Source organism: Mesorhizobium sp. 43Arga (assembly GCF_053714255.1).
On record NZ_JBSKBO010000005.1, the window covers coordinates 147203 to 161482 of the forward strand.

14 protein-coding genes are annotated in these 14280 nt (G+C 64.2%); 10 read left to right on the top strand and 4 right to left on the bottom strand.

Features of this window, described 5'->3' with window-relative positions:
* Positions 1–657, top strand: coding sequence for an amino acid ABC transporter permease (locus ACWGS8_RS18890; protein WP_454582345.1), 657 nt, complete (start codon positions 1–3; stop codon positions 655–657).
* Positions 654–1301, top strand: a complete 648-nt coding sequence (locus ACWGS8_RS18895) for an amino acid ABC transporter permease (protein WP_454582346.1) — start codon at positions 654–656, stop codon at positions 1299–1301. Before ACWGS8_RS18890 ends, ACWGS8_RS18895 begins: the two co-directional genes overlap by 4 nt.
* Positions 1302–1385: 84 nt before the next feature.
* Here the strand turns inward: ACWGS8_RS18895 and ACWGS8_RS18900 are convergent, their stop codons facing one another.
* On the bottom strand, positions 1386–2270 hold the full coding sequence (locus tag ACWGS8_RS18900) for an AraC family transcriptional regulator (protein ID WP_454582347.1): 885 nt from the start codon (positions 2268–2270) through the stop codon (positions 1386–1388).
* Positions 2271–2440: 170 nt separating this feature from the next.
* Between ACWGS8_RS18900 and ACWGS8_RS18905 the strand changes: the two genes are divergently transcribed.
* Both ACWGS8_RS18905 and ACWGS8_RS18910 read left to right on the top strand, forming a co-directional pair.
* On the top strand, positions 2441–3304 hold the full coding sequence (locus ACWGS8_RS18905) for a dienelactone hydrolase family protein (protein ID WP_454582348.1): 864 nt from the start codon (positions 2441–2443) through the stop codon (positions 3302–3304).
* 186 nt (positions 3305–3490) lie between these two features.
* Positions 3491–3943, top strand: coding sequence for a c-type cytochrome (locus ACWGS8_RS18910; protein WP_454582349.1), 453 nt, complete (start codon positions 3491–3493; stop codon positions 3941–3943).
* Positions 3944–3965: 22 nt separating this feature from the next.
* Here ACWGS8_RS18910 and ACWGS8_RS18915 read toward each other — a convergent pair whose 3' ends face one another.
* Complete coding sequence (locus ACWGS8_RS18915) at positions 3966–5369, bottom strand: MATE family efflux transporter (RefSeq protein WP_454582350.1); 1404 nt, start codon at positions 5367–5369, stop codon at positions 3966–3968.
* 242 nt (positions 5370–5611) lie between these two features.
* Here ACWGS8_RS18915 and ACWGS8_RS18920 point away from each other — a divergent pair, with 242 nt between their 5' ends.
* The 6 genes from ACWGS8_RS18920 (at position 5612) to ACWGS8_RS18945 (ending at position 11998) form a co-directional block, all read left to right on the top strand.
* Complete coding sequence (locus ACWGS8_RS18920; protein WP_454582351.1) at positions 5612–6529, top strand: AraC family transcriptional regulator; 918 nt, start codon at positions 5612–5614, stop codon at positions 6527–6529.
* Positions 6530–6767: 238 nt separating this feature from the next.
* Positions 6768–8042, top strand: a complete 1275-nt coding sequence (locus tag ACWGS8_RS18925) for an ABC transporter substrate-binding protein (RefSeq protein ID WP_454582352.1) — start codon at positions 6768–6770, stop codon at positions 8040–8042.
* A gap of 130 nt (positions 8043–8172) precedes the next feature.
* A complete protein-coding gene (locus ACWGS8_RS18930; protein WP_454582353.1) occupies positions 8173–9039 on the top strand; it encodes a carbohydrate ABC transporter permease in 867 nt (288 codons plus the stop codon).
* Positions 9036–9848, top strand: a complete 813-nt coding sequence (locus ACWGS8_RS18935) for a carbohydrate ABC transporter permease (RefSeq protein ID WP_454582354.1) — start codon at positions 9036–9038, stop codon at positions 9846–9848. The genes ACWGS8_RS18930 and ACWGS8_RS18935 overlap by 4 nt, the downstream gene beginning before the upstream one ends.
* Before the next feature lie 15 nt (positions 9849–9863).
* Positions 9864–10910 carry an NAD(P)-dependent alcohol dehydrogenase gene (locus ACWGS8_RS18940; RefSeq protein WP_454582355.1) on the top strand — a complete coding sequence of 349 codons (1047 nt, stop codon included), beginning with the start codon at positions 9864–9866 and terminating at the stop codon, positions 10908–10910.
* Positions 10911–10912: 2 nt separating this feature from the next.
* The gene (locus tag ACWGS8_RS18945) at positions 10913–11998 is read left to right on the top strand and encodes an ABC transporter ATP-binding protein (protein WP_454582356.1); all 1086 of its coding nucleotides are present in this window, start codon (positions 10913–10915) and stop codon (positions 11996–11998) included.
* An 8-nt stretch (positions 11999–12006) separates the two neighbouring features.
* Here the strand turns inward: ACWGS8_RS18945 and ACWGS8_RS18950 are convergent, their stop codons facing one another.
* Positions 12007–13593 (bottom strand): FGGY-family carbohydrate kinase, encoded by a 1587-nt coding sequence (locus ACWGS8_RS18950; protein ID WP_454582357.1) that lies wholly within the window; start codon positions 13591–13593, stop codon positions 12007–12009.
* Positions 13590–14273 carry an HAD family hydrolase gene (locus ACWGS8_RS18955; protein WP_454582358.1) on the bottom strand — a complete coding sequence of 228 codons (684 nt, stop codon included), beginning with the start codon at positions 14271–14273 and terminating at the stop codon, positions 13590–13592. The genes ACWGS8_RS18950 and ACWGS8_RS18955 overlap by 4 nt, the downstream gene beginning before the upstream one ends.
* Between the last annotated feature and the right edge of the window lie 7 nt (positions 14274–14280).

The following is a 14280-nucleotide window of genomic DNA, read 5'->3' on the forward strand; positions in this document are numbered from 1 at the left end:
GTGGCTTTTGCCTGGCTCCCCGGTGCTTTGGGCGACATCGCCCACGGCGCGGCCACGACGATCCTGCTGATCGCCGTGACCACGCTGGCCGGCACGCTGCTCAGCATCCTGGGCGCCGCCGGACGACGAAACGGCCCCGTGCTGCTGCGTCACGCCATCGCCTGGTATGTCGAGGTGATGCGCAACACGCCGTTCCTGGTGCAGCTGTTCTTCATCTTCTTCGGCCTGCCCAGCCTCGGCATCAGGCTCGATCCGATCCTGGCCGCCATGCTGGCGATGACGCTCAACATGGCGGCCTACACGATCGAGATCGTCGGCGCCGGGCTCGATGCCGTGCCGGGCGGGCAGACGGAAGCCGCCCTGGCTCTGGGGCTCAGGCCTCGCCAGGTGTTCATCAAGATCGTGCTGCCACAGGCACTCAAGATCATCTATCCCGCGCTCACCAGCCAGATCGTCATCATGATGCTGGAATCGGCCGTGGTGTCGCAGATCGCGGTGCGCGAGCTGACCTATGAGGCCGACATGCTGCAGGCACGCACCTTCCGGTCCTTCGAGACCTATCTCGTCGTGACGCTGGTCTACCTCGCAATGTCGATGGCCTTGCGCCGGCTCCTGGTCACCGGCGGGCGCCGCGCGCTTGGAGCGGGCGTGTCATGATCGAGTTCACTCTGTGGGACATCGTGCGCAACCTTCTGCTCGCCACACGCTGGACGGTGCTGTTGTCGCTGGCCGCTTTCGCCGGCGGTGCGCTGGTCGGCATGGCGGTGCTGTTTTTCCGGATCTCCAAGCATAAATGGAGCCGGCGCATTGCCTCCGGCTATATCGCCCTGTTCCAGGGAACGCCGCTGCTGATGCAGCTCTTCCTGATGTTTTTCGGCCTGCCGATGCTCGGTCTGCGCATCGAACCCTGGACCGCGGCGGTGCTCGGCCTGACCTTCTTCGCCAGCGCCTATCTTGCCGAGATCTGGCGCTCCGGCGTCGACGCCTTGCCGCGCGGCCAGTGGGACGCCGGCGCCAGCCTCGGCCTGCACTACCTGCAGGAGCTCAGGCTGATCATCCTGCCGCAGGCATTCTCGATCACCCGCGCGCCGACGGTCGGCTTCCTGGTGCAGCTGATCAAATCGACGGCGCTGACCTCGATCATCGGCTTCGAGGAGCTGGTGCGGACCTCCAACGCCATCAACAACGCCACCTTCGAACCGTTCAAGGTCTACGGGCTGGTGGCGCTGATCTTCTTCCTCATGTGCTTCCCGCTGACGCAATATGCCCGTTCGCTCGAAAAGCGAGCAGCTGCCCGCTAGATCCAGGCGGAACAACCGAGGTGGAGTAGACAACGGCTTGTCCGCCTCTCGCGATCGGAAGGGACAAGCCGCTATCCCCAAGCGCTATTTCAGGGGCAGGAAGAGCTCAACGACCACTTCGTGCAGCGACCCTTCCGCTAAGGGGGAGACCCGGCGCTGGCAATAGACCGGAAAGTCGCGCACTTCCTCGCCGCTGGCCGGAAGCCATTCGCGATAAAGGTAGAGTGCGGCGGGCTCGAGATTGTTGGTGTTGCCGGGGTAGCGCAGCACCGCGCAACGTCCACCGGGGATCACGCCGGCCTTCATCTGCCCGTCATTCTCATCGATCGGCTGATCGGTCCCGACGCAAATGTCCATGCTGTAGTCAGCCGCGATCGCGGGCTCCCTTTCGGAACGGAAGACGTTGAAGGTCGGGCTTGTCTGAGGCGACAAGCCTGCCGCCTTGCGCCAGGCGATGAACCGCTGGATGGTGTCCTGGAGTGTCGCCCGGTCGCCGCGATGCTCCATGATCGCCACCGGTGTGGGCGGCACATCGCGGATCGTCACGTCTTCGGGTTCGAAGATGATCTGCATGAGCGTGTTCCTTGCTTTGTCGAAAGGCCCGAAGGCCATGAGCCACGCCCCCCAGTTGGGAGATTTCCGAAACGACGAAGGCGACTGTCCGAACCGTTGCCGAAAGGCGCGGGCGAAGGCATCCGGTGCGTCGTAGCCGGCATCCATCGCTATATCGGTGACGCTCTGGGCGTCGCTCGCGGCAAGCCTGTGCGAAGCGCGCTTCATGCGGGCAAGTTGGACATAGCGGTGCACGGACAGCCCGAAGGTGGCCATGAACTGCCGGTGGAAATGGAATTTCGAGAACGCCGCGACGCCGCTCAACGCTTCCAGGCCCAGATCGTCGTCCAGATGCTGGTCTATGTGGTCCAGCACCCGCTGCATTCGGGCATGGTAGTTTTCAAGCACCGCCTTCACCGTCTCTTCCTCCGTGGCAGCACCAGATAGGCGCTACCAGATATGTCGCGCTCGACCGATCTTGCGATTTTGGCCTGGCCGGTCTCTTCGCCACGCAACCGTGATTTGCGGTAAGCCGTGCCGCGCCTCACTGTGAGCATAACGGCTTTCGGGAGGGGGGCGCTTTGGCGATGCAGACGAAATATCTTGTCGCGCTGGCAGGCCTGTTTGCCCTTTGGATGGCACAGCCGGCCGCGGCCGCCGACCAGGAACCCGATCGCGTCAGCATTGCGGCCGACGCCAAGAACGAGCCGGCGACGCTGGACGCGATGCTGTTCAGGCCGCAGGGGCAAGGGACGTTTCCGGCGGTCGTGGCCATGCATGGCTGCAGCGGCCTGTGGAGCAGCAAGAACGGCGCGGAACTCAGCCCGCGCCATGCCGATTGGGGCCGGCGCCTGGCCGCGCTCGGCTATGTCGTGATCTTTCCGGACAGTTTCGGCTCGCGCGGCCTGGGCCCGCAATGCAAGAACGGCGACCGCGACGTCGAACCCTATCGCGAGCGGGTGGAGGACGCTAACACCGCCCGCCGCTATCTGCAGACGCTGGCCGATGTGAAGCCTGCCGCCATCGCCTTGCTCGGCTGGTCGAATGGCGGCTCGACCGTTCTTTATACGGTCCGGCCGAAGGATCGACCGAAGGCTGGTTCGCCGGACTTCCGCGCGGCGGTCGCTTTCTACCCGGGCTGTACGGCTCCGGTCGAGAAGGGCGATTGGGAAACCCGCGTGCCGCTGCTGATCGTGATGGGCGAGGCGGACGACTGGACACCGGCCGCGCCGTGCAAGGCGCTGGCGGACGCCAACCCCGACAGTGTGAAGCTCATCCTCTATCCCGGCGCCTATCATGATTTCGACAATGAGGCGCAGACCCTGCACGAACTGCATGGCTTGGCCTACACGGCCAATGGCGACGGCGTTGCCCATGCCGGACTGAATCCGGCAGCCCGCGCGGCAGCACTCAAGGACGTGCCCGATTTCCTGGCCGTCCTGAAGCAGTGAAGCGTGTCGCGCCTTGAGCACTTGACGCCATAAATGTGAGGGTTTATCACGTTACATAACATGATGAACCCTCACATTTGGTTGTACGATATGTCTTTGCCTTCTTTCCTTGCGCGCAATTGCCGAGGTTTCCTTTCGGCGTCCAGCCGCGTGTCACGCTCTGCGGGAGATCCAGGGCGCTGTTCCATGGATTCCCGGGAAGACGACGCAAAGACGAGCGGGGTTCGATATGCCATGGGCCGGTCTGCCGCGCTTGTGGTCCTGCTGCTGGCCACCGCTGCGCCAGTATTGACTGTTGCCCGGGCGGCATCTGTCACCCCGCCCAAGGGAGATGCCACCAGCGGGCGTGGGTATTTCGAGGACCGTTGCACCGGCTGCCATTCGATTGCGCGAAACGGCTTCGGCCCTCGCCTTGGCGATGTCTACGGCAGGCGTGTGGGATCGGTTGCCGGATTTCAATACAGCCAGGCGCTGCGGCAAAAACAATTCGTCTGGTCGGAAAAGTCGCTCGACAGCTGGCTGTCCGGCCCCGGGCAATTCCTGCCCGGGTCACGGATGGGAATGTCGATAGGAGATCAGCAAATCCGCGCGGATATCATCGCCTATCTCAGATCTCATCCGTCCGGACAAGACGAATGAAGCGAGCGACGGCTTTCCCGTCTCAATGCCCGAAGGCAAGCGGCGGCGCGATCCGGTCGCGGCGCAGCCAGCGCGTCAGGAGCAGCGCCGCCACCACGGCCAGCCCCGTCGACAGGCCGATCCAGATGCCGACGCCGTGGAAGCTGAAATGGAAGGCGAGCAGCACGCCGAGCGGCAGGCCGACGCCCCAATAGCCGATCGCGGCATAGATCATCGGCACCTTGGTATCGTGCAGCCCGCGCAGCATGCCGGCCGCGACCGCCTGCGCGCCGTCGAAAACCTGGAACAGCGCGGCAAACACCAGGAACGACACGGCAAGCGCGATCACCCGGGCATTGGCCGGATTGGCGAGATCGATGAAGGCGCTGATCAGCAGATGCGGCCACAGCACCATCACCAGCCCCATCAGCGCCATGAACGAGACGCCGATGACGAAGGCCGTCCAGCCGGCGCGCGACACGCCTTCCGGGTTGCCGGCGCCATGCGCAAGGCCGACGCGCACCGTCACCGCCTGGTTGAGGCCGAGCGGAACCATGAACGAGATCGAGGCGATCTGGATGGCGATCGCATGCGCGGCCAGCGAACCCGCGTCGATCAGGCCCATCAGCAGGGCCGCAGCGTTGAAGATCGTCACCTCGAAGGCAAGGATGCCGGCGATCGGCAGGCCGAGCCGCAGCAGGCCCTTGAAGCGCGGCCAGTCCGACCGCCAGAAGCGGCCGAACAGCCGGTAGCGCCGAAATTTCTTCTCCAGCATCACCACAGCGGCCATGCCGGCGAACATCAGCGTGCTGGACAGCGAGGTGGCGAGGCCCGAGCCGGCGATGCCCATGGCCGGAAAGCCGAGATTGCCGAACATGAACACCCAGTTGAACAGCGCGTTGCAGGCGACGGCGACGAAGACGATGATCAGCGCCCAGCCCGGCCGTTCCAGCGCCGAGATGAACGAGCGCAGCACGATATAGCCGTAGAAGGGCAGCACAGCCCATTCCAGCCAGCGCAGATAGATGCCGGCCTGGTGCGCCAGCGCGGGTTCCTGGCCCATGGCCAGCAGGATCGCTTCGCCGTGCCAGAGCACGATCCAGATCGGGACCGAGATCAGGATCGCCAGCCACAGGCCCTGGCGCACGGTGCGGCGCAAATCGCGCACCGAATAACGGCGGCGGCCAAGCTCGGTGGCAATCATCGGCGAGGTCGCCAGCATCAGGCCGAGGCCGAAGATCAGCGGCATGAAGTAGAGATTGGCGCCAAGCGCGCCGCTGGCCAGCGTGTCCGGCCCGAGCCTGCCCATCATCATGACGTCGGTCGCCGTCATCGCGGTCTGGCCGAGATTGGTCAGCACCATCGGCCAGGCCAGCGCCAGCGTCGCCCTGATTTCCTGACGCCAAAGATTTTCCGGCGCGCGAGCGCCGGCTTCGATCGCAGACATTGTTCCGCTCTTTCAGAACACGGCGCATCGGCAAGGAGCCGGAAGCCGCACAACAACAGCGCAAAATGGCGCCGTTTGCGTCGCCTTGTGAACGAAATGCGACATGTTGGCAAGGGAGGAGGCGCCGCCAGCCATTGAGCCAGCGGCTCCGGTGGACACCGATGCGCCGTTCACTTGCCTGGATTAGCCTGCTACGGGTTGCGCAAATGGGAACAGCCGGCGAACCAGGCCGGGAGGACTGAATGCCGTTCAGGCGCAGGAAAAACACCGCCGCGATTCCGCGCACAGCGCCGGCCTTCGAACATATCGTCACCGAGGCGAGTGACAGTTTCCTGTGGCGGCTCGACGACTACCCCTGGGAGCGCAATGTCTGGAACTTCCATCCGGAATACGAAATCCATCTGCTTAGGAAATCCTCCGGCGTGGTCCTGGTCGGCGATCACATCGGCGAGTTCGGGCCGGGCTACCTGACCATTGTCGGCGGCGGCCTGCCGCATGACTGGGTGACGGCGGTGCAGCCGGGCGAGCTGATCGAAGGCCGCGACATCGTCCTGCAATTCGATGCGCAGCGGCTGCGCGGCTCGGCGGGCCTGCTGCCGGAACTGCGCGAACTGGAGCCGTTCCTCGAGCGGTCTTTGCGCGGCATGGTCTTCCATGGCCGCACGGCGCAGGAAGGCGCCGGACTGATGGAGCGGATGGGAACGGTGCATGGGCTCGCCCGCCTCTGCCTGTTCCTCGAACTGGTCGATCTCCTGGCGAGGACCGACGAATACGAGCTCTTGTCATCGCCGGATTTCTCGCCGGTCCTCGATGCCGCTTCGCTCGACATCATCCAGCGCACGCTGACCTATCTGTTCCAGCATTTCGCCGAGGATCTGAAGCTGCCTGATGTGGCAAAACGCGCCGGGATGAGCGAGAGCACATTTTCGCGCTTCTTCCAGAAGAACACCGGCAACTCCTTCAGTGACCACCTCGCCAAGCTTCGGCTCTGGCAGGCCTGCAAGCTCCTGGCCGACACCGATGTCGCGATCACCGACATCTGCTTCCAGGTCGGCTACATGAACATCTCCAACTTCAACCGCGCCTTCCTGCGCAAGCACAAGATGACGCCGTCCTCCTATCGCAAGCTGTCGCGCCAGCGCCTGACGATGCGCGCATAAGCACGCCCTAAACCTACAGCCTGGCTGCGATCGATACTCATGTGACGGACTCCGTTGCAGGGTACCGAATTTTGCGCTGCACAATGCATAAAAGTACAGGTTGTCTGCAACGGGGCTTCTAGCTTGGCCCGGTTGAACTCCGCATTTTGGCGATGGGTGGCATGTCGCTCGGGCGATGGTGAGGATCGCAGACCCGAGGACTTCCGCTTCCTGCGAATGTTCCTGGAGGAGAAAATCAATGAAACCAATTCGGCTCGCTGCGGGCTTGGGCGCAGCTTTCATGCTTTCCGCTACCGTATCAACCATCGCGCTGGCGCAGGCGCCGGTCTGCTCGGCGCCGGTCAAGGTGCTGGCGCAGCCGCGCGACGGCCTGACGCTTCTGGAGGACTCCAAGGCTGAGTTCGAGAAGCTCGCCGGCGCCGGCTTCCAGATCGACTATCTGAACGAAAACGACCGCCGGGCGAAATCACGCGCCGATGCGTCCACCGTTGGCAATTACAACGTCTACTATGTCGACGAAGCCAATGTCGCTCTGTTCGCCTCGTCGAAATGGATCGTGCCGCTCGCCGATTATTATCCGGCTGACTATGACTATGCCGATTTCGATCCCGGCCGCCAGAAGGTCGCCACCTATGACGGCAAGGTGTGGTTCGCGCCGCTGACCGGCGGCGGCGACCTGATGGTCTACCGCAAGGACGTGCTCGAGGCCGCCGGCATCCAGCCGCCCAAGACGCTGGACGAACTGATCGCCGACGTGCCGAAGCTCACCAATCCGGACAAGGGCATGTACGGCATCGCACTGCGCGGCGCACGCGGTTCGGGCGCCAATGTCTGGCGCTGGATGCCGTTCTTCAAGGCCTATGGCGGTCAGTGGTTCGACGGCGACAAGCCGGCCTTCAATTCGGACGCCGCCGTCAAGGCGACCGAGACCTATCTGAAGCTGTTCAAGGATTCGGCCCCCGGCACGCAGACCGGCAGCTGGGATGAATCGACCGGCGCCTTCCTGTCGGGCCAGGTCGCCATCCTCGTCGAATCGACGCCGCTGTCTGGCATGGCGGTCGATCCGAAGACCTCGCAGGTGGTCGGCAAGATCGGCTTCCTGCCGCCGCCGGCACCGCTCACCGGTGGTGGCTACGGCCATGGCTTTGCCATCGCGGCGAAGGCCAATGCCGACGACGCCTCGAAGAAATGCGCCGGCCTGTTCATCGCCTGGGCGACGTCGAAGGAAAACGAGAAGCGCCGGCTCGACGCCCACCAGTTCGGCGAGCTGAACCGCACCAGCATCCTGTCCAGCAAGGAGTTCGCCGACATCTACGGCGCCGATCTCGGCCAGGCGCTGGCCGAGACCGGCAAGGTCACGGCGGTCAACTTCTGGCAGGATCCGCGCTGGCCCGATCTCGGCGACCGCTGGGGCATCATCCTCGAGGAATTGGTGGCCGGCACCCGTACCGACGTCAAGGGCGGCCTCAACGAGCTCGAGGCCTATGCCAACGAGCTGGCGAAGAAGAAATAGAGCCATCCTCCCGCCCGTGGCGCGCGGTCCGCGGCATTGTCCGCAATGCCGGGACCTGCGCGCCGCGGGGACTTTGCCCGACGAGGAAATCATGCCGACACGATCGAGACGCAAGCGAGGATAGATGCCCATGGCCCGACGCACGTCGCTCCCTGTCACCTTCGTCGTTCCGACCATCGCCATCCTTCTGGTGCTGTCGATGGTGCCGACGCTCTACGCCATCGTCATCGCCTTGCAGAACCGCGAGTTGAGCACGCCCGATTATTCCTGGATCTGGCTGTCGAACTTCGTCGACCTGTTCCTTGACCGCCGCTTCCTCAACGCGGTCTGGGTGTCGGTGAAATGGGAGATCGTCACCGTTGTCGCGACCATGGTGGTGGCGATCGGGCTCGGCGTGCTGATGTTCGAGGTCGCCAGCCCACGCCTTCGCAATGTCTACTGCCTGCTGTTCATCATCCCGGTGCTGTTGCCGCGCGTCTCGGCGGCCTTCGTCTGGAAGTTCGCCTATCACCCGCTCTACGGCATCGCGACCTATCCCTACAGGCTCGTCACCGGCGGGCTGATCTTCGACCCGCTGTCGAAGCCGGGAACGGCCTTGTTCGCCGTTGCGTCGGTCGATGTCTGGCAATGGGGGCTGTTCTTCGCCGTCATCGTGCTGAAGCTGCTCGAAACCCTGCCGCCGCAGCCGATCGAAGCTGCGCGGCTCGATCATGCCAAACGCTGGCAGATCCACGCCTATGTCACCTTGCCGATGCTGAAGGCGCCATTGATCAGCCTGATGTTCGTCAAGATGATCGAATCGCTGCGCTCCTTCGACCTGATCTATGTGATGACCCGCGGCGGACCGGGCGTGGCGACCGAGACGCTCGACATGTACGCCTTCTCGCAGGGCTTCATCGAGTCCGGCAAGGTCTCCTACGCCTCGGCCATGGCCGTGCTGATGATGATCGCGACGGTCATCACTTTCACCATGCTTTGGAAGCGGGTGCAGGCATGAAGCCCGGCAGACTGATCGGCAGGGCCATTTTGGCGCTGGCTGGGTTCCTGGCCGTGTTTCCGCTGATGTGGACGGCACTCAATGCGCTGAAGAACAATGTCGACATCATCACCCGCGTGCCGCGCCTGGTGTTCACGCCGACATGGGCCAACATCGGCTATATTCTTGGCCGCGACAGCGTGCTCACCGGGCTCTACAACTCGGTCGTCGCTTGCGGTTCGGCCGTGCTCATCGGCATCGTGCTCGGCCTGCCGGCGGCTTACTCGGTGGCGCGCTATCCCAACCGCTGGGCCGGCGACATCCAGTTCTTCGTGCTGTCGCTGCGCTTCCTGCCGCCGGTAGCGGTGGCCATTCCGCTGATGGTGATCTGGCTGCAGGTCGGCCTCTACGACACTTTGCCGGCGCTGATCATCACCTATTCGCTGCTCACCATCTCGGTGATCATGTGGCTCGCCATCCCCGCCTTCCAAAGCGTGCCGAAGGAGATCGAGGAGGCCGCCTTCGTCGATGGCTACGGCGCCTATTCGGTGTTCTGGCGCATCGCGCTGCCCGTGGCCGCCCGCTCCTTGGCCGGGGCGGTCGCCTTCAGCTTCGTGCTGGTCTGGAACGAATTCCTGATCGCGCTGATGCTGTCGAGCTCCAACGCCAAGACCTTGCCGATCGTCGCTTCGGAACTCTCCCAACAAGGCATGAACGTGCCTTGGGGCATTCTCAATGCCTCGGTCGTGCTCCTGTCGCTGCCGCCGCTGCTGTTCCTCGGCGTGCTCAGCGGCTTCCTGAATTCCGTTTTCCGGCAAAAAAAGACTTGATGTGAGGATTTCCCGATGCGGGCACTGGTGCTTGAGAAAAAAGGCGAACTGTCGCTGCGCGAGATCGCGCTGCCGCTCGATGTCGGGCCGGACGATGTCAAGATAGCCATCCACACGGTCGGCGTCTGCGGCAGCGACGTGCACTATTACACGCATGGCGCCATCGGCAGCTATGTCGTGCGGGCACCCATGGTGCTCGGCCACGAAGCCGCGGGAACAATTGTCGAGACCGGCGCCAATGTCGAGTCGTTCAAGGTCGGCGACCGCGTCTGCATGGAGCCGGGCGTGCCGAACCTGTCGTCGCGCGCGACCAAGCTCGGCATCTACAATGTAGACCCCGACGTCAGCTTCTGGGCGACGCCGCCCGTGCATGGCGTGCTGGCGCCCTATGCGGTGCATCCCGCCGCCTTCACCTACAAACTGCCGGACAATGTCTCCTTCGCCGAGGGCGCGATGGTCGAGCCCTTCGCCATCGGCATGCAGGCGGCAAGCCGTGCCCGCATCGTCCCCGGCGACGTCGCCGTCGTCGTCGGCTGCGGCCCGATCGGCATCATGATCGCCCTTGCCGCCCTTGCCGGCGGTTGTTCGAAAGTGCTGATCTCCGATTTTTCCGTGCCCAAGCTCAAGATCGCCGCGCAATATGCCGGCATCGTGCCGGTCAATATCGGCGAGCAGTCGCTGGTCGATGCGGTCGCGGCGGCGACCGACAATTGGGGGGCCGACATCGTTTTCGAGGCCAGCGGCAGCCCGAAGGCCTTCGCCGATCTGTTCGACGTCGTGCGGCCGGGCGGCGCGGTGGTGCTGGTCGGCCTGCCGGTGGAGCCGGTGGCCCTCAACGTGCCGGCGGCGATCTCGAAGGAAGTGCGCATCGAGACGGTGTTCCGCTACGCCAACATCTTCGACCGTGCCTTGCAGCTGATCACCTCCGGCAAGGTCGACCTCAAGCCGCTGATCACCGGCACCTATGATTTCGCTGACAGCATCAAGGCATTCGAGCGGGCTGCCCAAGGCAATCCGGAAGACGTCAAGCTGCAGATTCTGCTCACGGGCGAGAAGGGATGATCATGTCCGCGATCGTTTGCTCCCATGTCGACAAGGCCTATGGCGCCACCACGGTCATCCGCGACCTCAACCTCTCGATCGAGGAACACGAATTCGTCGTCTTCCTCGGCCCGTCCGGCTGCGGCAAGTCGACCTTGCTGCGCATGCTGGCGGGGCTGGAGGACATCAGCGGCGGCGAGGTCTCGATCGGCGGCAAGGTGGTCAACGATCTCGATCCGGGCGACCGCGGCATCGCCATGGTGTTCCAGAATTACGCGCTCTATCCGCATATGACGATCTTCGACAACATCGCCTTCGGGCTGCGGCGCCAGAAAGTGCCTTTGGCCGAGATCCGCAAGCGGGTCGACGCGGTGGCGAGGACGCTTGGGCTGGAGCCCTATCTCGGCCGCAAGCCGGCCGAGCTGTCCGGCGGCCAGCAGCAGCGTGTCGCCATTGCCCGCGCGATGATCAAGACGCCGAAAGTGTTCCTGTTCGACGAGCCGCTTTCCAATCTCGATGCCAAATTGCGCAACCATATGCGCGTCGAGATCGCGCGCCTGCATCAGTCGCTGAAGACCACCACCGTCTACGTCACCCATGACCAGCTGGAGGCGATGACGCTCGCCGACCGCATCGTGCTGCTGAAAGAGGGTGTCATCGAGCAGATCGGCGCGCCGGCGGAAATCTATCTGCGCCCCGCCAACATGTTCGTGGCCGGCTTCATCGGCACGCCGAACATGAACTTCGTCGAGGTGACCGTCGGCCGCTCGGGCAATGGCTGGACGTTGACCGGTGCCGGAACGGTTCTTTCGGTCGAGGGCCGGGGTTTCCATCTGCAGCATGGCGACCGCGCCGTGCTCGGCATCCGGCCGCCGGACCTGAAGACAGCCGGCGGCGCCGCCGCCGGCATATTGCAAGGCACGGCCGATCTCATCGAATTCCACGGCAATGACGCGCTGGTGACATTCGGCTCCGGCGGCAAGGAGATCAGCGCGCTGGTTCCGGCACGCGAATGCCCGGCGCTGAATGCCCCTGTCCGCTACACATTCGAGGAAGAGGCGATCCATCTGTTCGAAGCGACATCAGGCGCGTCGCTGCGCAAGCAGTAGCCAACACTCTACCGGATGTCGTCAAGCGCCTGGCGCTGGCGGTGCATTTCCAGGAAAATCCGGTAGTCGCGATCGAAGCGGGCGCCGGCTGCCGGGTTGGCGGCACGCCTCTTGCCGCCCTGCTGCATGGCAAGGCAGGCGGCGTTGAGATCGGGGAAAAGCCCGGCGGCGGTGGCGGCCACCATGCCGGTGCCAAGCAGCACCGCCTCGTCGGCCAGCGGCTCGACCACCGTGCAGCCGGTGGCATCGGCATAGAGCTCCATCAGCAGCGGGTTCTTGGTATGGCCGCCGGTGACATGCAGCGTGTCGATCAGATAGCCGTTCTCGTTCAGCGCCTCCAGCACATGGCGCACGCCGAGCGCAATGCCAACGGCGGTGCGCCAGTAGAGCTTGCACAGGCTGTCGAAGGAGGAATCCAGCGTCAGCCCGCTGACGACACCGACGGCATGCGGGTCGGCGAGCGGCGAGCGGTTGCCGTGAAAATCCGGCAGCACATGCAGGCGCGCGGCGAGGTTCTCGCCTTCGGTGGCGCGCAGTTCGGCGACCCGCCGCGCGATCTTGGCATGCATGGCGGCGTCCGGCTCGCCGCCGGCGCCATGCCAGCGGATGATGTGGTCGAGCAGTGCGCCGGTGGCTGACTGGCCGCCCTCGGACAGCCACAGCTTCGGCAGCGCCGCACCATAGTATGGTCCCCAGACGCCGGCGAAAGGTTGCGGATCGGGCGACATCGCCATGACGCAGCTCGACGTGCCGGCGATCAGCGCCAGATGCCGGCCGATATCCTGCTCGTCGCCGGCAAAGCCGCCAAGCACGCCAAGCGCGCCGGCATAGGCATCGATGACACCGGCCCCGACCCGGCAGTTTTCGCTCAGGCCGAGCTCCGCCGCCGCTTGCACCGTCAGCGGACCAATGTCGGCGCCGACCGGACTGGCCCGCTCCGGCAGATTGCCGTGCTCGAAAAGGTCGTCGAGGCCGACGATCTCGAAGAAATCGCGCTGCCAGGCGCTTTCCTCATGCGCGAGATAAGTCCACTTCGCCGTCAGCGTGCATTGCGAGCGAGCCAGCGAGCCGCTCGCCTGCCAGGTCAGGAAATCGGCCAGATCGAATAGATAGCCGGCTTCATTCCAGGTCCTGGGCAGGTTGCGCTTCAGCCACATCAGCTTCGGCGTCGCCATCTCCGGCGACATCACACCACCAATATAGTTGAGCACCTCGTGGCTGCTCGCCGTACATTCGTCGGCTTCGGCAATGGCACGGTGGTCGAGCCAGACGATGGTATCCCAACGCTTCTCGCCGGTCGTCGAAACGCTGAGCTGATCGCCCTGCCGGTCGCGCACCACCAGCGAACAGGTCGCGTCAAAGGAGATGCCGATGACATCTTCCGCCGCGACGCCGGCTTTTTCGCGGGCGGCACGCACGGCGGCGCAGACCGCCGACCAGATGTCGCGCGAATCATGCTCGGCATGATCGGGCTTCGGCTGGTTCATGGCGATCGGCCGATCGGCACGGCCGAGCAAGATACCACTGGCATCGAGAATGCCCGCGCGGGCGCTCCCGGTGCCGACATCGACCGCGCAAACAAACTGTTTCGTCAAGATGCTCTAACTCTCGCTCCCAGGCCTGCAATCAGATCGGGCAATTGCAGCATGTCAGCGAATATAAAGTCCGGTTCACTCGACGCAAGCCGCGCTTTCAGTGCGGGGTTGGCGGCATGCGCTCCGCCGGTGAAGGCAAGGACGCGCATGCCAGCCGCGCGCGCCGCCGCGACGCCGGCCGGACTGTCCTCGATGACGAGGCATCTGCGCGGATGCACCCGCATGCTGGCGGCGGCGTGCAGGAAAAGGTCGGGCGCCGGTTTTCCCCTGGCGACCATGGCGGCGCTGAACAGATGCGGCTCCATCAACCCGAGCAGGCCGGTAACGTCGAGCGCATAGCGGATGCGCTCCAGCGTGCCTGAAGAGGCAACGCAAAACGGCAGGCCGAGCTTCGGCAACATCTCCTTGACGCCGGGGATGGGCTTCAGCTCCTCACGGAATTTTCGCATCAGGTCGACCCGCATGGCCGTCAGGTGCTGATCGCTGATCTCCAGGCCGAAGTCGCGGGCAAGGATCTCGCGCACGCTTTTCATGCTCTTGCCGAGGAAATGCTCGTAGGCGGCGTCCTCGCTGATAGCACCTCCGGCAAGTTCGATCATGCCGAGCAGCGCCGAGACGGAGAGCGCCTCGCTGTCGACCAGAACGCCATCGCAGTCGAAAATGACCAGTTCAGGCGTCATGATGGCT

What these genes read in the sequence shown, in the direction of transcription:
- ACWGS8_RS18895 (WP_454582346.1), top strand. Translation starts at nt 654, where the DNA reads ATGATCGAGTTCACTCTGTGGGACATCGTGCGCAACCTTCTGCTCGCC.
- ACWGS8_RS18905 (WP_454582348.1), top strand. Translation starts at nt 2,441, where the DNA reads ATGCAGACGAAATATCTTGTCGCGCTGGCAGGCCTGTTTGCCCTTTGG.
- ACWGS8_RS18910 (WP_454582349.1), top strand. Translation starts at nt 3,491, where the DNA reads ATGGATTCCCGGGAAGACGACGCAAAGACGAGCGGGGTTCGATATGCC.
- ACWGS8_RS18915 (WP_454582350.1), bottom strand. Translation starts at nt 5,369, where the DNA reads ATGTCTGCGATCGAAGCCGGCGCTCGCGCGCCGGAAAATCTTTGGCGT.
- ACWGS8_RS18920 (WP_454582351.1), top strand. Translation starts at nt 5,612, where the DNA reads ATGCCGTTCAGGCGCAGGAAAAACACCGCCGCGATTCCGCGCACAGCG.
- ACWGS8_RS18925 (WP_454582352.1), top strand. Translation starts at nt 6,768, where the DNA reads ATGAAACCAATTCGGCTCGCTGCGGGCTTGGGCGCAGCTTTCATGCTT.
- ACWGS8_RS18930 (WP_454582353.1), top strand. Translation starts at nt 8,173, where the DNA reads ATGGCCCGACGCACGTCGCTCCCTGTCACCTTCGTCGTTCCGACCATC.
- ACWGS8_RS18935 (WP_454582354.1), top strand. Translation starts at nt 9,036, where the DNA reads ATGAAGCCCGGCAGACTGATCGGCAGGGCCATTTTGGCGCTGGCTGGG.
- ACWGS8_RS18940 (WP_454582355.1), top strand. Translation starts at nt 9,864, where the DNA reads ATGCGGGCACTGGTGCTTGAGAAAAAAGGCGAACTGTCGCTGCGCGAG.
- ACWGS8_RS18945 (WP_454582356.1), top strand. Translation starts at nt 10,913, where the DNA reads ATGTCCGCGATCGTTTGCTCCCATGTCGACAAGGCCTATGGCGCCACC.
- ACWGS8_RS18955 (WP_454582358.1), bottom strand. Translation starts at nt 14,273, where the DNA reads ATGACGCCTGAACTGGTCATTTTCGACTGCGATGGCGTTCTGGTCGAC.